The 23,948-nt window shown below is 30.5% G+C and carries 12 protein-coding genes; 5 read left to right on the plus strand and 7 right to left on the minus strand.

Annotated elements, in window-relative coordinates:
• Window positions 1-33 precede the first annotated feature (33 nt).
• The 4 genes from cysS to BW723_RS16155 all read right to left on the minus strand — a co-directional run bounded on the left by cysS (window position 34) and on the right by BW723_RS16155 (window position 4,100).
• On the minus strand, window positions 34-1,512 hold the full coding sequence (gene cysS, locus BW723_RS16140; RefSeq protein WP_068359712.1) for a cysteine--tRNA ligase: 1,479 nt from the start codon (window positions 1,510-1,512) through the stop codon (window positions 34-36).
• A gap of 96 nt (window positions 1,513-1,608) precedes the next feature.
• Window positions 1,609-3,015, minus strand: coding sequence for a hypothetical protein (locus BW723_RS16145; protein ID WP_068359710.1), 1,407 nt, complete (start codon window positions 3,013-3,015; stop codon window positions 1,609-1,611).
• The gene (locus tag BW723_RS16150) at window positions 2,996-3,559 is read right to left on the minus strand and encodes a hypothetical protein (protein ID WP_068359707.1); all 564 of its coding nucleotides are present in this window, start codon (window positions 3,557-3,559) and stop codon (window positions 2,996-2,998) included. The genes BW723_RS16145 and BW723_RS16150 overlap by 20 nt, the downstream gene beginning before the upstream one ends.
• Complete coding sequence (locus BW723_RS16155; protein WP_068359705.1) at window positions 3,543-4,100, minus strand: RNA polymerase sigma factor; 558 nt, start codon at window positions 4,098-4,100, stop codon at window positions 3,543-3,545. The genes BW723_RS16150 and BW723_RS16155 overlap by 17 nt, the downstream gene beginning before the upstream one ends.
• A gap of 183 nt (window positions 4,101-4,283) precedes the next feature.
• On the opposite strand from BW723_RS16155, the gene meaB reads away from it, so the two are divergent.
• Window positions 4,284-5,351 carry a methylmalonyl Co-A mutase-associated GTPase MeaB gene (meaB, locus tag BW723_RS16160; RefSeq protein WP_068359703.1) on the plus strand — a complete coding sequence of 356 codons (1,068 nt, stop codon included), beginning with the start codon at window positions 4,284-4,286 and terminating at the stop codon, window positions 5,349-5,351.
• Window positions 5,352-5,437: 86 nt separating this feature from the next.
• On the opposite strand, the gene BW723_RS16165 is transcribed toward meaB, so the two are convergent.
• Window positions 5,438-6,631 (minus strand): serine hydrolase, encoded by a 1,194-nt coding sequence (locus BW723_RS16165; protein ID WP_226789297.1) that lies wholly within the window; start codon window positions 6,629-6,631, stop codon window positions 5,438-5,440.
• 432 nt (window positions 6,632-7,063) lie between these two features.
• Here BW723_RS16165 and BW723_RS16170 point away from each other — a divergent pair, with 432 nt between their 5' ends.
• A complete protein-coding gene (locus BW723_RS16170) occupies window positions 7,064-9,286 on the plus strand; it encodes an LruC domain-containing protein (protein WP_068359699.1) in 2,223 nt (740 codons plus the stop codon).
• Between the two features lie 73 nt (window positions 9,287-9,359).
• Here the strand turns inward: BW723_RS16170 and recG are convergent, their stop codons facing one another.
• The gene (gene recG, locus BW723_RS16175) at window positions 9,360-11,456 is read right to left on the minus strand and encodes an ATP-dependent DNA helicase RecG (RefSeq protein WP_068359697.1); all 2,097 of its coding nucleotides are present in this window, start codon (window positions 11,454-11,456) and stop codon (window positions 9,360-9,362) included.
• A gap of 164 nt (window positions 11,457-11,620) precedes the next feature.
• Window positions 11,621-17,878, minus strand: coding sequence for a collagen-binding domain-containing protein (locus BW723_RS16180; RefSeq protein ID WP_076686429.1), 6,258 nt, complete (start codon window positions 17,876-17,878; stop codon window positions 11,621-11,623).
• A gap of 391 nt (window positions 17,879-18,269) precedes the next feature.
• Between BW723_RS16180 and BW723_RS16185 the strand changes: the two genes are divergently transcribed.
• From BW723_RS16185 to BW723_RS16195, 3 genes are all read left to right on the plus strand, one after another.
• Window positions 18,270-19,487: an RsmB/NOP family class I SAM-dependent RNA methyltransferase gene (locus BW723_RS16185; RefSeq protein ID WP_068364223.1), complete on the plus strand. Its 1,218-nt coding sequence runs from the start codon at window positions 18,270-18,272 to the stop codon at window positions 19,485-19,487.
• Between the two features lie 46 nt (window positions 19,488-19,533).
• Complete coding sequence (locus tag BW723_RS16190) at window positions 19,534-21,726, plus strand: endonuclease (protein WP_068364220.1); 2,193 nt, start codon at window positions 19,534-19,536, stop codon at window positions 21,724-21,726.
• 63 nt (window positions 21,727-21,789) lie between these two features.
• Window positions 21,790-23,877, plus strand: coding sequence for an endonuclease (locus BW723_RS16195; RefSeq protein ID WP_068364217.1), 2,088 nt, complete (start codon window positions 21,790-21,792; stop codon window positions 23,875-23,877).
• Window positions 23,878-23,948: the final 71 nt, after the last annotated feature.

Here is a 23,948-nt window from a genome sequence, read left to right on the forward strand (position 1 = left end):
ACTCCTTCCCTTTGGGAAGGTTGGGATGGGCTATTAGTTTACCGAAAAAGTTGTGCCTTCTTTACCATCTTTTAATTGAATACCAAGTTCAATTAACTCGTCTCTAATTTGGTCTGATAAAGCCCAGTTTTTGTTTTCTCTGGCTTCTTTTCTTAGTTTTATTAACAACTCCACGACTCCTTTAACTTTCTCAGAATTATCTTTACTAGATTCGTTCATTAAACCTAAAACATCAAAAACAAAAGCGTTTAATGTTGATTTAAATTCTGCTAAATCATCTGCAGTTAAAGTTGCTTTCTTTTCTTTTATTTGATTGATTGCTTTTACGCCTTCAAATAAATTTGATATTAAAATAGGTGTATTAAAATCATCGTTCATTGCTGCATAACAATCTCTTTTCCATTGCTGTACATCAAAAGTAGATGATTTACCAGCTTCTATTTTGTCTAAATAAGAAACAGCTTCCATTAATTTAGCGTGTCCTTTTTCAGAAGCTTCTAAAGCATCACCAGAAAAATCTAGAATACTTCTATAATTGGCTTGCATATTAAAGAAACGCACTACAGAAGCCGAAAATGCTTTTGGTAAAACATCATTTTCTCCTGTTAAAATTTCATTTGGTAAAATAAAATTCCCCGTAGATTTAGACATTCTTTGTCCGTTTAAAGAAAGCATATTTGTATGCATCCAATAATTTACTGGTTTTACACCAGAACAAGTTTGCGATTGAGCAATTTCACATTCATGATGTGGGAATTTTAAATCCATTCCACCTCCATGAATATCAAAACTTTCGCCTAAATATTTTGTACTCATTACAGAACACTCTAAATGCCAACCAGGAAATCCATCACTCCAAGGAGAAGGCCAACGCATGATATGTTTTTCATCGGCTTTTTTCCAAAGTGCAAAATCTTGTGGATTTTTCTTATCAGATTGCCCGTCTAAAGTTCTAGTATTATTTAATAAGTCTTCTACTTTTCTACCAGAAAGAATTCCGTAGTTTTCTTTTTTATTGTACTCATGTACATCAAAATAAACAGAACCATTAATCTCGTAAGCAAAGCCTTTTTCTATGATTTCTTTAATCATTTCTATTTGCTCAACAATATGACCTGTTGCAGTTGGTTCTATACTAGGTGGTAAAAAATTGTAATTTTTTAAAACATCATGAAAATCTACGGTGTAACGCTGCACAACTTCCATAGGTTCTATTTGCTCTAAACGTGCTTTTCTAGCAATTTTATCTTCGCCTTCATCAGCATCATTTTCTAAATGACCTGCATCTGTAATATTACGTACATAACGTACTTTATAACCTAAATGTAATAAATATCTGTATACAACATCAAAGAACATAAAGGTTCTTACATTACCTAAATGTGCGTTGCTATACACTGTTGGTCCACAAACATACATACCTACATAACCTTCTGTTATGGGGTTAAAATCTTCTTTAGATTTTGATAACGAATTGTAAACTTTAAGCTGATTTTCTTTGTAGAGTTCCATTAAAAAAGTGACTATTTATAGGGTTCAAATATAGACACTTTAAGAAGAATAACGAAATGGAAATTGTTAGAAGTTTGGTAAAAATATTAAATCAAATTACTTAATTAATATAGTACTATATTCAGAGTTTACTTCTAAAGAATTTTTTTGCATACTGTTAATAATACCTGACTTAGTAATAAAAGTATCAGAAGAAAAAATCAACTTATTAAAATTATTTGACATATCATCTAATCTACTTTTAATCAAATCATAAGCAAGTGAAGTTTTTACTTTATTAAGATTAATAATTACATTAGAATGACTTGTATTTAAAATAAGTTCACCAAAATTTAAATCTAATTCATTGATAAGTAACTCACCAAATTTATCAGAAATATCGGTATTTCTATCTATGACTTGAATTTCTACATTTGAAGAATTATTATTCAAAATTGAATTTTGAATAAAGGCTATTTTTGCATCTACAACGTTATTTAAAGATAAATCACTAGAAAACAAACCATTAATAATTACTTGAGAATAATCTATAGTTAATTCTCCCCCTTTTAAATTATTTGCAAAAAAAGAACCATATTTTACATTACCACAAGCAACTGTATTTGGTAATTTTACTTTACAATGACGTGTATTTAAATTAAAAGTGGCATCTTTTGGAACTTTAATTTCTAATCTTTTTTTAATATTTATTTTCTTACCATTAATAATTACATCTTCATCTTCTGAGTTAAAATGGAAATTCATTTTTTTAAGTTCTTTTTTGGCTTTTTCTAATTGTTGACGAATTTCCTCCTTGTCAACTTTTTGAAATTCTTCTTTAACCTTCTTCAATTCAACTCTCATCTTGGCTTTAGACTCTGCTAATTCTTTGCGCATTTTTTCTTTATCTAAAGTAAGTTTCTTTTTAAGCTTTTCGTATTCTTTGGTTTTCTTAAAAGCTTCCCATTCTTCTTTTGAGTTAATTTCTATGTTATGATCATCATCTTTCCATCTAAATTCGTATTTGCCATCTTTACCCATATTTTTATCTAAATCATCAAAAATATTATCAAAATCTAGGTCTAAATCGAAGTCAAAATCAAAATCCATATCTGGTATTACAATTGTTTCAAATTCTGGTAAGTTGATTTCTGGCATTTCAAAATCGAAATTCATATTATCAAAAAAAACAAAATCGTTTTTAAAATTAAAAGCATTACTACCTTTAGAGGTTATTTTTACTTTTTTAGAATTTCCTAAAGCTTCAAACTGCCAATCTTTAAAATATTTTTCAGCTTCTTCTTTAGATATTCCTTCAATTTCTATAAAAGCTTCTACTTGTACTTCATTTTTGTTCCAAATTGTTACATTAATATCTGTATTTGATGCATTTATAGCAACTTCTACATCTTTATTGGTTTTAAAATTTTCGGTAAACTTTTTATCAAACTTTTGTGCAAATGAGGTTCCTAAAAAACCAATGGCAATAAAAGTAATAATAGGTTTATATAATCTGTGTTTCATTTTGTGTAGTGTTTAAATTTTTGAGTTGTTTTAATTGCTTTTTTAAACGTTGTAAAAGCTGTAAGCGTAATTGTAAATTACGAACTAATGCATCTATAGTTGCGTCATTAACCCCATTTGTATTGAGCTCTTTGGTTAATGATTTGTATTCTTGTGTTAATTCTGCAATCTTTAATAAATAGCCATCTACGATATCCTTATTTTCTTCGGACAAATCTAATTGACTAATTTCTAGATTAATACTATTTACATAATAGGTTTCTATGGTATTAAATTCTGGTGATATATTACCTAAAGTTATCTCTTTCGTTTTATTTTTTGTCGGAATTTCTTCAACATTTTCTGATGGATAAAACTGAATACCTAAACTAACCAACAATAATATTGAAGCTGCTATTGATAACCATAAAAAAGGTTTGTTTTTAGGTTTTGTTTGATGTAATTCTTGCTGCAATAAAGCTTCAAACTTATTGCTATGTTTTTTTGATAATTCGATATTATCATCTTTGTAATCTTTTAATTTTTCTCTAATATCCTGCTGCATAACTCGTGTTTTTTAATTGTTCTTTCAATAACTTTTTCCCTCTTAATAAATGAGTTCTAGACGTATTTTCTGTAATATTTAATACTTGCGAAATCTCTTGATGATCATAACCTTCTAACAAGTATAATGTTAAAACCAATCTGTATTTATCCTTTAAATTGTTTATTTTTTCTACAATAGCATCAATAGAAATATTGCATTCAACTTTCCAATCATCTTCATCCACTTTAGTGGTAACTTCTTCATTTATAGATACTAATTCTAATTTCTTTTTCTTTAAATAATCGATACTTTGATTAATTACAATTCTTTTTAACCAAGCTCCAAAAGGGACTTCATTCTTATAACTATTTATATTTTTAAACGCCTTTATAAAGGCTTCTTGCATTACATCTTCTGCCACACATTTATCATTTACATATCTGTAAGATATAATAAACATTGCCTTACAATACAAATTATACAATTGCATTTGCGCTTTTGCATTATTGTCTTTGCATTGATCAATAATAGTTTGATGTACTTGTTTGGTTGATCTCATTAATACTTTCTTGCCTTATAGACGATACTTTTTTTGTAGTGTTGCAAAAATTAAGAATAAACACAAAAAAATAAAATTTTCAATGAAACTCACTCAGATTTTGTTAGTAATTCTTTGTTCACTTGGTAAAAAACTTAGCTTCTTTCCTCTTATTTTCTTTAAATTTACATATTATGTTTTACAATGGATAAAAAACAATCTGCTTTGCAAGAAAAAAAAGGAGTTTCTCAACCAGAAACTACCAATTCTATGAGTGCAGAAAAAATAAAACTGAATAGAGCCAAGCAAAACTCAGTTAATGAATTTGTTTCAAAAATTTTAGAAGGCGATATTCCTTTTTTAAGTAGGGCAATTACTTTAGTAGAAAGTACAAATACTAAACATCAAAAAAAAGCAAATGAAATTCTTGAACGCTGTTTGCCTTACGCAAATAATTCTGTTAGAATAGGAATTACTGGTGTGCCTGGAGTTGGAAAAAGTACATTTATAGAAGCTTATGGAAAGTTTTTAACCAATCAAGGGAAAAAAGTTGCTGTTTTGGCTGTAGACCCAAGTAGTTCTGTAAATAAAGGTGCTATTTTAGGTGATAAAACTAGAATGGAACAATTAGTGACAGATAAAAATGCTTTTATAAGACCTTCTGCTTCTGGTTCTTCTTTAGGTGGAGTTGCACAAAAAACAAGAGAAACTATTATTTTATGCGAAGCTGCTGGTTTTGATACTATTTTAATAGAAACTGTTGGTGTTGGGCAATCTGAAACTTTGGTACATTCTATGGTAGATTTCTTTTTACTTTTAAAATTATCTGGTGCAGGTAATGAATTACAAGGCATTAAACGTGGAATTATAGAAATGGCGGATGCAATTGTCATCAACAAAGCAGATGGTGACAATGAAAAAAATGCAAAAATTGCTAAAGTTGAGTTTAACAGAGCTTTACATTTATATCCTTTAAAAGAAAATAACTGGCAACCTAAAGTTTTAACTGCAAGCGCTTTAAACAAAATTAATATTGATAAAGTTGATGAAATGATTAACAGTTATATTTCTCTTACCAAAGAAAACAATTATTTTAATCTAAAAAGAAAAACTCAGAATAAGTATTGGCTTTTAGCTACCATTGAGCAACAATTAAAAGACAATTTTTATAATAATCCTGTTGTTAAAAAAGCACTTTCTGAAGAAATAGAAAATTTAGAAATAGGAAAAACAACTCCTTTTAATGCTGCTAAACGCTTACTAAATATGTAACTTTAAATGCTTTTTATTTTGAAACTTGATGCAAAAAATCAAAATACTAGATATTAAATAAAAAGATAATTCAAATTTTAAATGAGTTAAACTTCCAGATTTTGAGATACTATTTTCTTTATTTTTTCATTTAAAGATTTCATCGCATTATAACTTGTATGCTCTAACACAATAACCACTAAATTATCTTCTAAATAATTGGTTAAAGCAGTACTAAAACCATTCCATTTACCATAATGATAAATGTTATTTTCATTACTTCTATCCATTCTAAAACCAAAACCATAAGGTATTTTTCTACCGTAAATAGTTTCACCTTTTGAGTACATTAAGCTTAAAGATTCTTTAGAAAGTAGCTGCCCAGAGTTTAAGCCATATGTCCATTTAAACAAATCTTCTGGAGTAGAATACACATTTTTATCACCAACAATGGCATCATTTACAGTATTACCAATTTTTAGATGCCTCCAACCTTTGTACAAACGATAGCCTATTAGTTGATTTTCCCTAACTACATCATTCTTAAAACGATACACATATGTATTGTTCATTTCTAAAGGATCAAAAATATTTTTTTCAAGAAAATTGTTAAAAGAAATACCAGAAACTTTTTCTACTATTGAGGCCAAAACAAAATAACCAGTATTAGAATAATCGAAATTACGACCAGGTTTAAAAAATCGTTGTGCCTTAGAAGATGGTAATAGTTGCATCAACTCTGTATTTGTTGGTGGTCTGTTTTGTGTCCATTCATGTTCTGCCACCCAAAAATATTTCGGCAAACCAGAAGTATGATTTAATAAATTTTTTATGGTAATATTTTTATATGGAAAATTAGGAAAAAAAGTATTTACAGTATCAGAAAGTTTTAATTTATTTTGTTCTTTTAAAAGCATTATAGCTGCAGCTGTAAACTGTTTACTTACAGAGGCTAGTTGAAAAACTGCATCTTCTTTTAAATATTTTTTCTTTCTAAAATCGGTATAACCTACTTGATTTTTATAAACGATTTTATTGTTTTTTGCTACTAAAACAGCTCCATGAAAATCATGTCTTTTATTAATTCTTTTTAATAAAGAATCTAATTTATGGTTTACTTTTTTTGTAATTTCTTCAGGGTAGTATTCAACCGAAACAAAAAATTTATCTTCTTTATTATCAAGAATAGCTTCTTGATGAATTGCTTTCTCTTCTTTTAATTCAAAATTATTAAAGGCAAAAAAAGAAGCTGTAACTATAATTAAGAATGCAATTGATATCTGTTTAATATAATTTTTCAAAAAATTAATCTTTATATATACACAAATGTAAGTATCATTACGAAATAAACAAAACCCTTACTTTATGATACAATTTTTGTTATTGCTTAATGATAACAAATAAATCCTTTTAAAAAAATTATAAGAGTGAGAATAAAAAAGTTTAAGTTAAATTAACATTTTAATTGTATAAAATAAAAATAGTTTTGTATATTTATATTTAAGACAAGTATAATTAATTAGTGAAAAGTAACCTTTTTTTGAGTTAAAATTATTAAAAACTTTTATGATTTAATAGATAAAAGACAGTAAAAATGGTTAAAATAAATCATTAATCTCTGATAAAACGTAATTAATCGATACAAAATATCAATACAACCACAAAAGCAAAAAAAATTTAAATTAATAATTAATTTTGCAGTGGGTAAAAATAAATCTAAAAAACCCCCAATTATGAAAACTAAATCTATTGCTTTACTTTTATTAGTAATTTTATTACAAAACTGTACACCTGAATTTGAAAAAACACCAGAAGAAACAGTAGAATACATTCAAGATGATATTACTACACTGGTTGTACCAGATGGTCATGACTTAAGACCATTGGCATTGCAAAACACAAGTATTAATTTATCTGAAGAATCTCGTGCAGATATGGTTAATATTAAAATGTATAAAGTAGAAAATGATACAAATATATTATTGTACGAGGGTTTTATTGATAAAGAAAAATCTATAAGTAGTATTACTAAAATACCAAATCATGTTGAATTAATAGCAGTACAAGCAGATTTAGCAACTGGAACAAGAGAGTGGATTGTTACTCCAAGTGAATTACAAAATGTAGTTATAGAAGATGAAGAAATAATTGATGATGAAGAAAGTAAAACAGCTACAGTTACTAAATTAAGTGCTAGAATAAATAATGATCCTCCAACCTGGAATTGTAATGATTATGACTCATTTAACGGTAATGATGATGGAAGTTACAGTATAACAAATACATCTACTCAAGGTATAAATGTAAACCAAAATACAACTATTTATATCTGTGATGGTGGTTCATGGAGCCCATCTTACTTGAATGACAACAACAATAATCTTACAATTTATGTTGCACAAGGAGGTACTTTAAAACTTTCTGGAACTGTTAACTCAACCATTTATAATGAAGGAACCTTTAATGGTGTTAACCTTGGAATGAACAAAAATAGTTCATTTGAAAGCTGGGGAACTACAAATATTACAGGAAATTTAAATACCAATAGTGAAGATTTAAATGTTTATGCTGGTGTTTTTAATGTTTCTGGATCTTTAAATTTAAATAGTGATGGGAAATTTGAAAATGATGGTGGACAAGTAAATATTGGCGGTCATCTTACCATTTCTGGAAATTTTGATAACGAAGAAAATTCTTCTTTAAATGTAGCTGGTAATTTTACAGTAAATAGCAGAGGAGATTTCAAAAACGAATGTCAAACAATTATTTCAGGAAATTTCATCAACAATAATGATGTAAATTTTAGAAATGCATCTTACACTGTTATTAGTGGTTCTTTAACAAATAACTCTAATACTGATTTTAAATTACGTGAGGGCTCTATTTTAAAATGTAAAAGCATTATGTCTAATGATAAAATAGAAGGAAATAGAGGATATTCTGTAATAGAAACTGGAAGCATCACTTTTAACGGAAACAATAAATTTGAAGGAAATTTAGATATTTGTTCTGATTATTATACAGATAAAATGGGTGACAATGATGTTTTAAATACCTGCTCAACATTTATATCTGCTGGTACTTGCTCTCCTGGTTATAACGCTGTTACAGATAATGATAATGATGGTGTAGTTGAAGGAGTAGATGTTGATGATTCAAATCCAAATGTATCTTCATACAATTACCCACAAGGAAAAGATACTTATTTTACATCTTTATACGAAGATTTATATCCTTGTATGGGAGATTATGATTTAAATGATTTAGTACATAATTACAGTTACCAAGAAGGTGTAAATAAAAATGGTACAATCACAGAAATTGCATTCGACTTTAAATTCCCTGCAATGGGTGCTAATTTTAACAATAGTTTTGTACTTAGAGTAGTTGATGAAGATGATAATGCTGTTTTAAATTTAAATAATTCTGATGCATATTCTAGTAGTGAAATAACAAGAATACATGACACTCAAAACAACACAACATTATTTACTTTTAACAATCTTAAAACAATTTATACAGATAACAAAGGGGCAATTATAAATACAGTTAAAATAGATTATGATAACATACCCGTAATTTCTGGAACAGTTACTAAAATTAATGGTGCTTACGATGAATTTATACTTAAAAATGGAGAAATAGGACAAGAAATACACCCTATTTATAATTCGTTTCACAGCAATTATCCAGCTTTAAATAAACCATCAATGTATAATGATTCTAGTAATTTCTTAAATTGTAGCGATAATTCTTCTGGTAATAATCTTTTTGTGAATTCAAATAAATTTCCTTGGGTACTTAACGACTTACCAATTGATTTACCTTGGGCTAAGGAAGGGGTTTCAATTTTAGAAGCGTATCCTAATTTTGATGATTTTGTAATTTTAAATCCTGGATTAGATTGGTATTCAGACAAAAATGGAAACAGAAATAACGACAAATTAAATAATTAATAACATTTGTTAAATTTAAAATTACTCCATAAAAATGGTATTCCATTTTTATGGAGTAATTTTTTGCTTATACTTAACTAATATTAGACCAAACTTTCGAAGTTTTACTCATTTTAAAAAATGTATTTCTAATCGGTAAATTTTCTTTTTTAGATAAATTTGGATCTTCTTGTAAAACATCAATAGCAGTATTTCTTGCGGAAACTAAAATTTGAGAATCTTTTACAACATCAGCAATTTTTAAATTTAAAACTCCACTTTGTTGAGTGCCCATTATATTTCCTGGTCCACGTAATTTTAAATCTACTTCTGCAATTTTAAATCCGTCAGAAGTTTCTACCATTGTTTTTAAACGTGTTTTTGCTTCTACAGATAGTTTAAAACTCGATAATAAAATACAATAACTTTGGTCTGCTCCTCTACCAACTCTACCTCTTAATTGGTGCAATTGGCTTAACCCAAAACGTTCTGAGCTCTCAATAATCATTACACTTGCATTGGGCACATTTACACCTACTTCTATTACAGTTGTGGCAACCATAATTTGTGTTTCACCATTTACAAAACGTTGCATTTCATAATCTTTATCTGCAGGTTTCATTTTACCATGCACAATACTTATTTGATATTTTGGTAATGGAAATTCTCGAGAAACACTCTCATAACCATCCATTAAATCTTTATAATCCATTGCTTCAGATTCCTGAATTAGTGGATAAACGATATATACTTGTCTTCCTTTTGCAATTTCATCTTTCATAAATTTAAAAACAGATAATCTATTACTATCATATCTATGAACTGTTTTAACTTCTTTTCTTCCTGGTGGTAATTCATCAATCACAGAAATATCTAAATCACCATAAACAGACATTGCTAAAGTTCTAGGAATTGGAGTTGCAGTCATTACCAAAATGTGTGGAGGCAATTCATTTTTAGTCCACAATTTTGCTCTTTGTTTTACTCCAAATCTGTGCTGTTCATCAATTATAGCAATTCCTAAATTTTTGAATTTTACTTTATCTTCTAATAAAGCGTGTGTACCTATTAAAATATGTAAAGTTCCGTCTTCTAAATTTTGATGAATTTCTCTTCGCTTTTTTGTTTTTACAGACCCTGTTAAAATATCAACGTTAATGTCCATTCCTTCTAATAACTCAGAAACTGCCATATAATGTTGATTTGCCAAAATTTCTGTCGGTGCCATAATTGTAGCTTGAAATCCGTTATCTAAAGCCAATAACATAGTTAATAATGCTACAATCGTTTTCCCTGAACCAACATCACCTTGTAAAAGTCGATTCATATGTGCACCAGAAGCTACATCTTTTCGAATTTCTTTTAACACTCTTTTTTGAGCGTTTGTTAAATCGAAAGGTAAATTATTCTTGTAAAAACCATTAAAATAGTCGCTCACGTTTTCAAATACAAAGCCTTTTATTTTAGTTTTATTTACCAGTTTTTTTCTTACTAACTGTAATTGAATAAAAAATAATTCTTCGAATTTTAATCGATATTGTGCTTTGGCTAAATTCTCTTGATTTTTAGGGAAATGTAAATTTAATAAGGCATCTCGTTTTTGCATCAACTTAAAATCATTGATGATTTCTTCGGATAAACTTTCTTGAATTCCATCGTAAAATTGTTGTAATAAACTCTGAATGTAGTTGCGTATCAATTTATTTGAAACTCCAGAATTGGTTAATTTTTCTGTGGATGGGTAAACAGGTTGCATTTTAGTTTGCAACTTTTTTTTGTATTCTGTTACCAATTCCATTTCAGGATGAGGAATACTAAAATTTCCATTATAATGATTCAGTTTACCATAAACTACATAAGGAACTCCAATTTTTAAAGAATCTTTTATCCATTTTTGACCTTTAAACCAAACCAATTCCATAGTACCAGAAGTATCTTGAAAAGTAGCTACTAACCTACTTCCCCTTTTTTGTGCTACAGATTTTACATTTGTAATTTTACCAACTATTTGTACTTCAGATGAGTTAGGTTGTAAATCTTTTATTGCGTAAAAAGCTGTTTTATCTATATATCTAAAAGGAAAAAAATTAAGTAAATCGTTACACGTTTTTATACCCAGCTCTGTATAAAACAAAGTTGCTCTTTGTACACTAACTCCTTTTATATATGTAATTGGGTAATCTAAATTCAAGTTGATAAATAAATGAATAACGAAAATACGTAATTCATTACATATTTTAATAAATCCTTAATTTTAAACAAAAAAAGAGAGCTGATAAATCAGCTCTCTTGGAATCAATAGTGTTAATTAATACCCCTAAAAATTATTCAAACTATTGACTATTTTATAATTATCTATCTAAAAATAATTTTAGATGTTCCATAATCAACTTTAGGTGATGTTACTTGTAATAACATAACGCCTGGCTTTACTTTAAAAGTATACTCTAACTCGTTTTTACCAGCATTTAATTCTTTTTGAACACTATAAATTACTTTACCAGTAATGTCTGTTAAAGTTACAGTAGCTTCTGTATCTATTTCACTGAACAATAATAAATTTACATTTCCTTTTGATGGGTTAGGATAAGCCATAAATTCGTTTTCAAAGGTATCAATTTTTTCGATAACTTGACCTTCTTCAGCAACTTTTGTAAACTTTACATCAGAGATTTCTAAATCTAGCTCAGTAGTGTTTGCTTCAACTGGCAAGAATGTGAACGTTAACATTGTTAAATCTTCAGCAGTTAACTCTTCTTGAGAAGCACTTGAAGTAAATACATCAAAAGGAACATAGTATGTTTGCTCTTCTTCAGATAAATCTACCATTACTTTATATTGAGCTGTCCAATCTTCGATTGATGATTTTAGTAAACCTAATTCCATTAATCCAGACCCTTTAGCTGTAAAAGCTACATAATTGTACTCAGAATAATCTGCTGATAAAGTACCAGGTAATAATGATTTGTATACTGTTAAGTAATCATAATCACTTGTTGCTTGTAACTCTACACTTCTGTTGATTGTATATTCATCATCTTGATATTCTCTATCAAAATCATTCCAAACAAAGTAGTTCTTGATTTCTGTGTATCTAGAATCATAATCTAATCCCCAGTTACCATCTGCGTGATAGAATGCATCTTCAACTTCATCTTCAACTTTAATTAAAGCATCATACTCATAACCATCTGCAATATCAACTCTTAAACTCTGTTGAATTTCTGTACTTACAGTATTATATCTGTGTTTGATGTTATTTGCAGTTTCAGAATACAATTCAACCATAGAAATATCTGCAGTATTACCTTCTTCTGTACTTCTTAATGCTACAACTAATTCTCCTTTATCTCTGTAAATTTTAGAAGCATACGTTTCTGGAAACTTCTGTACTTCTGTTTGTGCAACAGGAATATAAGTTTTTAAGTTGTTTAAAATATCAGCAACTAACTTCTGAGTATCAGCTGGTCTTGTAGACCATACTTGGAAGTTATACACATCATTAAACTTAGTATAATTGTTAACATACCAGTTCGTTTGAATGGTATAATTTGCATCGTTATTATTCTTAGCAGTTGCAAAAGAGATTGCATATTCTATCTCACCACTTCTTTGTTTGATACCTTGCATTAAGAAATTATACCCTTGAATTTGTACTTTCTGAATGTTTAAAATCTCAGCACCTCTTAAACGATCACAAGACGCTTTAGTGTGATTGTAAATTTTATCAGAAGTTTTAATTCCTAAAACAACACCTTTTGTTTCACCATTTAAAGAGAAATCTACAGACAATACTTCATCAGCAATTGTGTAATCTAAGATATCTGTAGGCGAAGTAACGTTTGCTACATTACCAGCATATAATTGCGCTGGGAACATATCTAACATTGTTTGTCCTTTACCTTGGTAAGGTTGTTTTGATTTTAATTTTGCTTTGTTAAATAAGTTTTCACTTGATTTTACAAATTGAGTTGGTACAGAATTCTTTTTTCTACCTACGTAGATTTTAGAGATTGCATCACCTAAAGATTCAGATTCAACACCACCAGAGTTTCCTCCAGAAGTTCCACCTGTTGGCACGATATATGCAAAATCTTGATCTAAGTTATCTTCACCTTGTGCTAAGTTAATGGTACTATTGTTTGGAGTACCAACACTATCATCATCATAAGTTTGTACTAAATCAGCTGGAGTTTTACCTGCAGGGATACCAGAAGTTACAGTACTAACATCAACAGAAACAGTGTAAGTTCCAGCTGGTAAATTATCGAATAAATAATTACCATTTGCATCTGTAATTGTAGTTACATCATCACTAGCATCACCAGGAGTTCCTGGATCTAAAGTTACAGTTGCACCACCTAAACCAGCTTCGCTTGCATCTTTAATTCCATCTCCATCTGTATCATACCAAACTGTATCTCCTATAGAACCTAAACCATTATCACCAACATAACCAAAGTCTTGGTCTAAGTTATTTTCTCCAGAAGCTAAAGTTACATCACTTGTATTGGCAGAACCTGTTCCGTCATTATCATAAGTTTGTACTAAATCTGCAATTGTTACTCCTGTAGGTAAACCACCAGTTACTGTGCTTACATCTACAGTTACTGTGTAATCTCCTGCATCCAAATCATCAAATAAATAGTTACCATTTACATCTGTTGTAGTGGTTACATCATCACTTGCATCTCCAGGAGTTCCTGGGTCTAAAGTTACAGTTGCTCCTTGTAAACCATTTTCACCAAGTAAAGAACCATCACTATTTGCATCATACCAAACAGTATCACCAATACTTCCTAATAATGGAGTAACCGTAAAAGTTACATCATCAGAAGTAGCAGCACAATCACCATCCGCAGCAATTGTATAACGAATTACAACAGTTGTATCAGTATTGATATCATCTGGAGTATATGTTGTTCCAGAAATAGAACCACCACCAGATACGATAGACCAAGTACCACCAGTAGGAGCACCTGAAAGTGTTTTAGTTTCGTCTTCTGTAATTGAAGCAGTAGAAGTTGTGTTATCCGCAACTACATCACACACTGGAGTTACTGTAAAAGTAACATCATCAGTGGTTGCAGCACAAGAACCATTTTCAGCAATTGTATAACGAATTACAACAGTAGTATCATTATTGATATCATCTGGAGTATATGTTGTTCCAGTAATAGAACCACCACCAGACACGATAGACCAAGTACCACCAGCAGGCGAACCTGAAAGCGTTTTAGTTTCATCTTCTGTTATAGAAGCTGTTGATGTTGTATTATCAGCAGTTTCACAAACTTGTGTAACTATAATATCAATTGTATCAATATCACTTAAAGAAGTAATACAATTATCCATAGATGTCATAGTTAAAATGTCTGTACCATAAAAACCTGAATTTGGACTATAAACTAAGGTTCTTAAGTAAGAATTTATTACTCTTTCTGTACCTGTAATTGTAATATCTCCAGGGCCATTAAATGTAACAGGACTGTTATTGCTAACTCTTACAATAACTCCTAAAGTTCCATTAGATACTGTTAACCTTACTTTAGCGATATCAGAATCAGGGTCTGTAACACTTATACCGCTAATACTATGTCTTACAGTATTTTCAGATATTGTTTGAGTTCCTGGCACTGTATTTACTGGGTTGTTACAAACTGGAGAAACCGTAAACGTTACATCATCAGAAGTTGCAGCACAGTCCCCATCAGCAGCAATTGTATAACGAATTACCACAGTAGCATCAGTGTTGATATCATCTGGAGTATATGTTGAACCGTTAATAGTTCCACCACCAGACACGATTGACCAAGTTCCACCAACAGGCGCACCTGAAAGTGTTTTAGTTTCGTCTTCTGTTATAGAAGCTGTTGATGTTGTATTATCAGCAACTACATCACAAACTGGAGTTACTGTAAAAGTAACATCATCAGAAGTAGCAGCACAGTCACCATCCGCAGCAATAGTATAACGAATTACAATAGTTGTATTTGTGTTGATATTATCTGGAGTATAAGTTGTTCCGTTGATAGTTCCACCACCAGACACGATTGACCAAGTACCACCAGCAGGCGCACCTGAAAGTGTTTTAGTTTCGTCTTCCGTAATAGAAGCAGTAGACGTATTGTTATCCGCAACTACATCACAAACCGGAGTAACCGTAAAAGTAACATCATCAGTTGTAGCAGCACAGTCACCATCCGCAGCAATTGTATAACGAATTACAACAGTTGTATCCGTGTTGATATCATCTGGAGTATAAGTTGAACCTGAAATAGAACCACCACCAGACACGATTGACCAAGTTCCACCAGCAGGCGCACCTGAAAGTGTTTTAGTTTCGTCTTCTGTAATTGAAGCAGTAGAAGTAGTGTTATCAGCAACTACATTACAAACAGGAGTAACCGTAAAAGTCACATCATCAGAAGTCGCAGCACAATCACCATCCGCAGCAATAGTATAACGAATTACAATAGTTGTATTTGTGTTGATATTATCTGGAGTATAAGTTGTTCCGTTGATAGTTCCACCACCAGACACGATTGACCAAGTACCACCAGCAGGCGCACCTGAAAGTGTTTTAGTTTCGTCTTCTGTTATAGAAGCTGTTGATGTTGTATTATCAGCAACTACATCACACACTGGAGTTACTGTAAACGTAACATCATCAGAAGTCGCAGCACAGTCACCATCCGCAGCAATAGTATAACGAATTACAATAGTTGTATTTGTGTTGATATTATCTGGAGTATAAGTTGTTCCGTTGATAGTTCCACCACCAGACACGATTGACCAAGTACCACCAGCAGGCGCACCTGAAAGTGTTTTAGTTTCGTCTTCTGTTATAGAAGCTGTTGATGTTGTATTATCAGCAACTACATTACAAACAGGAGTCACTGTAAAAGTAACATCATCAGTTGTAGCAGCACAGTCACCATCCGCAGCAATTGTATAACGAATCACTACAGTAGTATCCGTATTGATATCATCAGGCGTATAAGTTGTTCCAGAAATAGTACCACCACCAGAAACGATAGACCAAGTACCACCATTTGGAGCACCAGTTAAAGTTTTTGTTTCATCTTCAGTGATAGAAGCCGTAGACGTTGTATTATCAGCAACTACATCACATACAGGAGTTACTGTAAAAGTAACATCATCAGTTGTAGCAGCACAGTCACCATCCGCAGCAATTGTATAACGAATTGTTACATCTGTATCTGTATTGATATCTGCTGGCGTATATGTAGAACCATTAATCGTTCCGCCTCCTGAAACAATTGACCAAGTACCATCAGCAGGCGCACCTGAGAGTGTTTTAGTTTCGTCTTCCGTAATTGAAGCAGTAGAAGTATTGTTATCAGCAACTACATCACAAACTGGAGAAATTGATTGATCAAAACGCTGATAATGCATTTCACCACCATTATGTATTAAAGATTTTCCAATTACTTGACCATCTATGTTAGACCAGCCAATTTTATTTATATCTGCAAAAGGAGCAAATACAGTACCCTTTATAGTAGCTCCATCAATATTTAATTCTGTTGTGTTGTGAAAATTATAAAAGATAAAAGCACCTTCAGCATCACCAATTCCTGCGTGATTCCAAACATTCCAATTTACAGTCCCAGGAGCATTTACATTAATAACTAATATTTTGTTCGCATCAGGTTTATTAATAAATGTTAATTCGTTTAGATTAGTTAAATCTGTACTATCAATATTTAAATAGTTAATTCCATTTTGTAACTCAATCCTTACTCTACTAGGTAAATTTGTAGTAACTGCATCAAAAGGATAATCAGGTTTTGTTAAGATAGCATTGGTTGCATTTTGAGAAATACTTACAGAAGAAGCTCTCATAGTTTGAAAAGCAGCAGTAAAATCAATTAATCCACTTTCTATTACTGGATTATTACTTGCACTTACACCAAAGCTTAGGGCATTATCTTGAATTTGAATTTTTGCAGATGAGTTATAATTGTTATCTTCTGTAATTCTAATATTAGAATAAGCTCCATTTTGGTCTTGGTACCAAACTTTAGACCCTGTACCATCACCTATCTTTACATAACGATTAGAATTAACTTTAATTTCTCCATTTGTACTCGAGTTATAATCTATATTACCCCCAACCAAAAGTCCTATTTTATTACCTCTAACAGCATAATTTCCAACATCATGAATATTTACTTGGTAATAACCTTTAATAATAAGATTTCCTCCTATAGCAACTCCTCCTTCAGATTCATTTGTAATTAAAGTAGCATTGTTTTCTACAAAAACATTAAAACCTAGAGCTGGTTCTGTTGGACTTGCTCCATTTATGTAATTAAAAGTTTTACTTTGTTTTGAATTCGTTTTAGTGTCTGATGTCAAAAGAGCACTCTCTATATACCAAAGATTTGCATCGTTTAATTTAGAAGTATTAGATTCATTAACAAAAGATGCTATTTTACTTTTGTTTGCAATACTTTTAGATTTTGATTGTTTTTTGTGAAACTCTAAATTACCTGAAGTTAACGCAAAATTATATTTTTTTTGCGAAAAAGAATAACTAGAAAAAATAAAAGTAAAGAAAATAAATGATAGTAATTTTGTCTTCATTATAAGATTTTTATAGGTTATTATTTATATTAAAATATCTGCTAATTGCTTGTATTTAATAGAATAATTAGAGTTAAAAATCTCATTTCGTGAATATTTTAAACACCAATTGTTATCAAATATATTTGTATAGGTTTTAAAAAAAACAAGAATAAGAGGAGTTGCATTTATCTATAGGTGAAAAACAAATTAATTTAGATTAAGTATTTACTGGAAAAAGTTCTTTTACTTAAATAAATAAAGTAACCTTAGTGTTTATATGACTCAGATATAAATTTAATTCTTTAAAACTGCAGTAAACAACAAATACATTATCATGTATTTATCTTTAAAAAGAAAATAGTAATACCTATATTTTGATGTATATTTGCAGCCCATTAGCTGATAGAAAATGAGATTACATAGAAACTTAACATTTGCTGTTATTGACAGCATTAGAGATATATTTAACGAAGGTGTTTATGCAGACAAAGCTGTAGAAAAAGCACTAAAAAGAGATAAACGTTGGGGAGCAAGAGATCGTAAGTTTGTGGCAGAAACCATATACGATATTGTTCGCTGGAATAGATTATATGCAGAAATTGCAGAAGTAAAAGTACCTTACGATAGAGATAATATTTGGCGATTATTTTCTGTTTGGTGTATTCTAAGAGGTATTGCTTTACCAGATTGGAATCAAATTGGAGATGTACCCGAAAGAAGAATTAAAGGTCGTTTTGCAGAATTGTCTAAAACTAGAAAATTTAGAGAATCGATACCAGATTGGATGGACGAGCTTTGTGCCTCTGAATTGGGTGAAGATGTTTGGACTAAAGAAATTGCTGCCTTAAACGAACAAGCAAAGGTTATTCTTAGAACCAATACTTTAAATATTTCTCGAGAAATTCTTCAAAAGAAATTAAGAACCGAAAACGTAATCACAGAGATTGTACCAAACCATCCAGATGCGTTAGTATTACCAGAAAGAGCGAATGTATTTAGAACAGAAGCTTTTCATAATGGTTTTTTCGAAGTTCAAGATGCTTCATCGCAACTTGTTGCTGCGTATTGTGATGTTAAACCAGGTATGAAAGTTGTAGATACTTGCGCAGGTGCAGGTGGTAAAACTTTGCATTTATCTGCTTTAATGGAAAACAAAGGACAAATAATTGCTATGGATATTTACGAAAGTAAATTAAGAAAATTAAAAGTAAGAGCAAAAAGAAACAAAGCTCATAATATTGAGTTACGTGTTATCGATTCTACTAAACCGATTAAAAAACTTCACGGAAAGGCAGATAGAGTTTTAATTGATGCTCCTTGTTCTGGTTTAGGTGTTATCCGTAGAAATCCAGATTCTAAATGGAAATTACAACCTGAATTTATTGATAATATTAAAAAAGTACAACAAGACGTTTTACAACAATATTCTAAAATGGTGAAACCTGGTGGAAAAATGGTGTATGCAACTTGTTCAATTTTACCCTCAGAAAATCAAAATCAAGTTAATACTTTCTTAACATCAGAAGCCGGAAAAGATTTTACATTTGTAAAAGATAAAAAAGTGTTGGCTCATAAATCTGGATTCGACGGATTCTATATGGCGCTATTAGAAAAAAAGGAAATATAATTGCTGAAAAAGAAAATGTTTATTTTCTAATTTAAAGAATACCTTAATGACAAAAAAAATACTATTTCTATTTATTTTCACATTAACTTCTATTGCTTTTTCTCAAGAACAATATTACTATAATGTAGATTTAACTTTAACAGGCATTCAGTTAAAAGAAGAATTGGCTGCAAAAATAATATCAACCCACACTAGATTCTTAGAGTATACAAGTGGAGGTCCAGATGTTTGGGATGCTACTAAAGCTACCGATGAAAACCCAAATAATACAGATAATGTTATTTTGTATTATGGATGGGAAGAAGGCAGAGATCAAGATATTACAAACGACTATTCTCGTAATAAAAACTTACAAGATACTGGTAACGCTGCAATTTCAGAAGTTTGGAATAGAGAACACGTTTTTCCTAAATCTTTAGCTAACCCTGTTTTAGATACAGATGTTCCTGGTCCCGCAACAGATGCACATCATTTAAGAGCCGCAGATAGAACACGTAATTCAACTAGAAATAATCGAAAATACGGTAGAGGTTCTGGTAATTCAGACTTTTCTACAGATACTTTTAACGGATTAAGTGGTGCAAATACAGCTGCTTGGTATCCTGGCGATGAATGGAAAGGTGATGCTGCAAGGATGATCATGTATATGTATTTACGTTATGGTGAAGTTTGTTTACCAACAGCAGTTGGTGTTGGTAGTTCTGAATTTACGCCAGACGAAATGATAGACTTATTTTTAGAGTGGAATGCAGAAGATCCTGTTTCTGATATTGAAATTGCTAGAAATAATTACCACGAAGACACTAGAAATTATGCCGCACAAGGTAACAGAAATCCTTTTATAGATAACCCTTATTTAGCTACAAGAATTTGGGGTGGAACTTCTGCAGAAGACAGATGGGGCATATATACTGGTAGCGATACAGAAGCACCTACTACTCCAACAAATGTTACTTTAAATAATATTACCTTAACTACAATAGATGTGGCTTGGACAGCTTCTACGGATAATGTTGAAGTTTCTGGTTATAATGTATATGTTAATGATCTATTAACAACACAAACTTCTAACACAAACATAACAATAACTAACTTAAATACAAATACAACTTATAGCTTTTCTGTTGTTGCTAAAGACATTATAAACAATCTTTCTAGTGCTAGTACTGCAGTAAATGGTACTACTTTGCAAGATACAGAAGCACCAAGTGTACCTGCTAATGTTCTAGCAAGTAATATTTCTGATTCCTCATTTAAGGTTAGTTGGTCTGCATCTACAGACAATAATGCCGTAGCAAGTTATGATGTTTATTTAGATGATAATTTTGATGCTAATACTTCGGACTTATCATACACTTTAACAGGTTTAAACACATCTACAACCTATACTGTTTCAGTTTTAGCAAAAGATATTGATGGCAATACTTCCGCAAAAAGTACAGCTATAAACGTAACTACCACAGATGGCTCATCAAACGGAATTACAGAGTTATTTATTTCTGAATATGTAGAACCAAGCGAGTTAAATAATAAAGCTATAGAAATTGTAAATTTATCTAGTTCAACAATAAGTTTAGCTGGTTATAGTTTACAAAAGCAATCTAATGGTGGTTCTTGGGTAAATGATTTACCATTAGATACAGGAGATGTAAAAAGTATTATACCTAATGATGTTTTTGTAATTACACATATAGATATTGCAGATGAACATCTGATTGCAGAGTCAGATTTATCTGGCCCACCTAATAATGATGCTAATAATTATGGCTCTCCATTAAACTTTAATGGTAACGACCCTGTAGGATTATTTAAAGATGGAGTTTTAATTGATATTATTGGTGAAGACGGTAATTCTAGCAATCACATTAAAGATGGTACATATCGAAGAAAAACTACTATAACCGTACCAAACACTACTTACACTACAACAGAATGGGATGTTTTAGCTGCTGGAACTTTTGACGGAATCGGTAGTCATACAGCTACATTAAGTAATGCTAATTTTACTTTCGTATCTTTTAAAATGTTTCCTAATCCAGCAAACGGAAATAACGTTTACTTTAGCGTAACAGAAGATGCAACCATCAGCATTTACAATGTTTTAGGAAAATTAGTTAAAACAACAAAAGTTACAAAAAATAAAAATAATATTGATATTTCCGAATTTTCAAAAGGAATTTATCTTGTTAAAATTAATTCTAATAAGCAATTTATTACTAAGAAATTAATAAAAAACTAATACAATTACATTTAACAAAAAACGATTCATTTTTAATGAGTCGTTTTTTTAATTTTTATAATTATGAAAAAAAATCTACTTTTTTTATCCCTTTTTTTAGTCTCAATCATCAGCTATGCTCAGCAACAATATTATAATGGTGTAGATTTAACAAAAGAAGGATTAGATTTAAAACAAGAATTAGCTACTAAAACAATTAACGCTCATATTAATTTTTTAAGCTATACTCCTGGAGTTTGGGAAGCTTTAAAAATCACTGATTTAAATCCAGAGAATAGTAGCGAAGTATTATTAATTTATGGCTTTTCAGATACTACATCTGGTGAAACCGCAAGAAGAAGAGGCGTAAATGATAATAGCGGTGATCAAGGAGATTGGAACAGAGAACATACCTACGCTAAATCTTTAGGAGACCCAAATCTTGGTTCTACAGGTCCCGGTGCAGATGCGCATCATTTAAGACCTTCGGATGTTAGTTATAACAGCCAAAGAGGTAATTTAAAATTTGCTGATGGTTCAGGAGATTCTGGTAGCGTTTCTGGTGGTTGGTATCCAGGAGATGAATGGAAAGGAGATGTTGCAAGAATGATGATGTACATGTACATTCGTTATGGAGATCAATGTTTACCAAATGGAGTTGGTATTGGTAATAACGCAAATGCTGGTGACGATATGATTGATTTGTTTTTAGAATGGAATGTAGAAGATCCTGTTTCTGATTTTGAAAGACAAAGAAATACCTATCACGATTCTAACGCTACTTACGCACAAGGAAACAGAAATCCATTTATAGACAATGCTTATTTAGCAACAAGAATTTGGGGTGGAGAAAATGCTATAGATTCTTGGGGAATTTACATTACTTCGGATGACGAAGCACCAACTGTACCAACAAATGTTGCTTTAAGTAATATTACAACTTCTTCTATCGATGTTTCTTGGATTGCTTCTACAGATAATGAATCGGTATCTAAATATGAAGTTTATGTAGACGGAACTTTAGAAGGGCAAACTTCTGATGTTAATTATACTATTACAGGTTTAACACCTAATACAACTTATGCAATATCTGTATTAGCAAAAGATTTGGCAAGTAATAAATCTGCACAATCTACAGCAATTAACGGAACTACTACAACCGATACTACGTCACCAACAGTACCTACAAACATTACAATTACGAATGTTTCTGGGACTTCTTTTAAAGTAAATTGGAGTGCTTCTACAGATGATACTGCAGTTGTTGGTTATGATATTTATATTGATAGCTCTCTTAACGGATCTACCTCAACAACTAGTTACACTGTTAACAATTTATCATTATCTACAACCTATAGCGTTACTGTTTTAGCAAAAGATTCCGCTGATAATAAATCTCCTAATTCTTCTGCAATAAATGCAACAACAACAGATGGTGCTGCACTTGCAAATGAGCTATTTTTCTCAGAATATGTAGAAGGTGGTAATTATAGAAAAGCTATAGAAATTGCCAATCTTACTGGTAATACTGTCGATTTATCTGCATATTCTGTAGCCAGACAATCTAAAGGTACTTGGGAAACTTCTTTATATCTAAGTGGTTATTCTATTGATGCCGATGATGTTTTTGTTATTACAAACAGTTCTACAACAAATCAAACCTTAATTAATGAAAGTGATTTAGGTGTAGCAAATTCTACTCCTATGACATTTAATGGTGATGATAGAGTTGGTTTATTTAAAAATGATGTGTTAATTGATATTATTGGAGACATAGATGGTACTTCTAATTTTGGAAAAGACATAACTTTAAGAAGAAAAATGACTGTTACAAATCCTAATACTACATACACAATTAATGAATGGGATGAATATGCAAAAGATACTGTAGATGGAATCGGAGTTTACTATGATGCAACAGCAAATACTACTTCTTCTACTTTTGATACTTTTAAAATGTATCCAAACCCAAACAATGCAGATAAATTGTATTTCAACATTACAAAACAAGTTGAGATTAAAATTTATAATACTTTAGGAAAACTAGTAAAATCTGATACTTTAAACACCAATAAAAATAATATTGACATTTCTAACCTTACTAAAGGTGTTTATTTAATAAAAATAGATTCTGATAACCAATCTATCACAAAAAAATTGATAAAAAATTAATTCGAATATCATATTTTATAAAAAGACCGCTTCGGCGGTCTTTTTTTGGTTTATAAATAAGTGAATAACTA

Source organism: Polaribacter reichenbachii, assembly GCF_001975665.1.
GTDB lineage: Bacteria > Bacteroidota > Bacteroidia > Flavobacteriales > Flavobacteriaceae > Polaribacter > Polaribacter reichenbachii.

Coding starts and splice junctions, on each gene's coding strand:
- cysS (WP_068359712.1), bottom strand. CDS start 1,512: ATGGAACTCTACAAAGAAAATCAGCTTAAAGTTTACAATTCGTTATCA.
- BW723_RS16145 (WP_068359710.1), bottom strand. CDS start 3,015: ATGAAACACAGATTATATAAACCTATTATTACTTTTATTGCCATTGGT.
- BW723_RS16150 (WP_068359707.1), bottom strand. CDS start 3,559: ATGCAGCAGGATATTAGAGAAAAATTAAAAGATTACAAAGATGATAAT.
- BW723_RS16155 (WP_068359705.1), bottom strand. CDS start 4,100: ATGAGATCAACCAAACAAGTACATCAAACTATTATTGATCAATGCAAA.
- meaB (WP_068359703.1), top strand. CDS start 4,284: ATGGATAAAAAACAATCTGCTTTGCAAGAAAAAAAAGGAGTTTCTCAA.
- BW723_RS16170 (WP_068359699.1), top strand. CDS start 7,064: ATGAAAACTAAATCTATTGCTTTACTTTTATTAGTAATTTTATTACAA.
- BW723_RS16180 (WP_076686429.1), bottom strand. CDS start 17,878: ATGAAGACAAAATTACTATCATTTATTTTCTTTACTTTTATTTTTTCT.
- BW723_RS16185 (WP_068364223.1), top strand. CDS start 18,270: ATGAGATTACATAGAAACTTAACATTTGCTGTTATTGACAGCATTAGA.
- BW723_RS16190 (WP_068364220.1), top strand. CDS start 19,534: ATGACAAAAAAAATACTATTTCTATTTATTTTCACATTAACTTCTATT.
- BW723_RS16195 (WP_068364217.1), top strand. CDS start 21,790: ATGAAAAAAAATCTACTTTTTTTATCCCTTTTTTTAGTCTCAATCATC.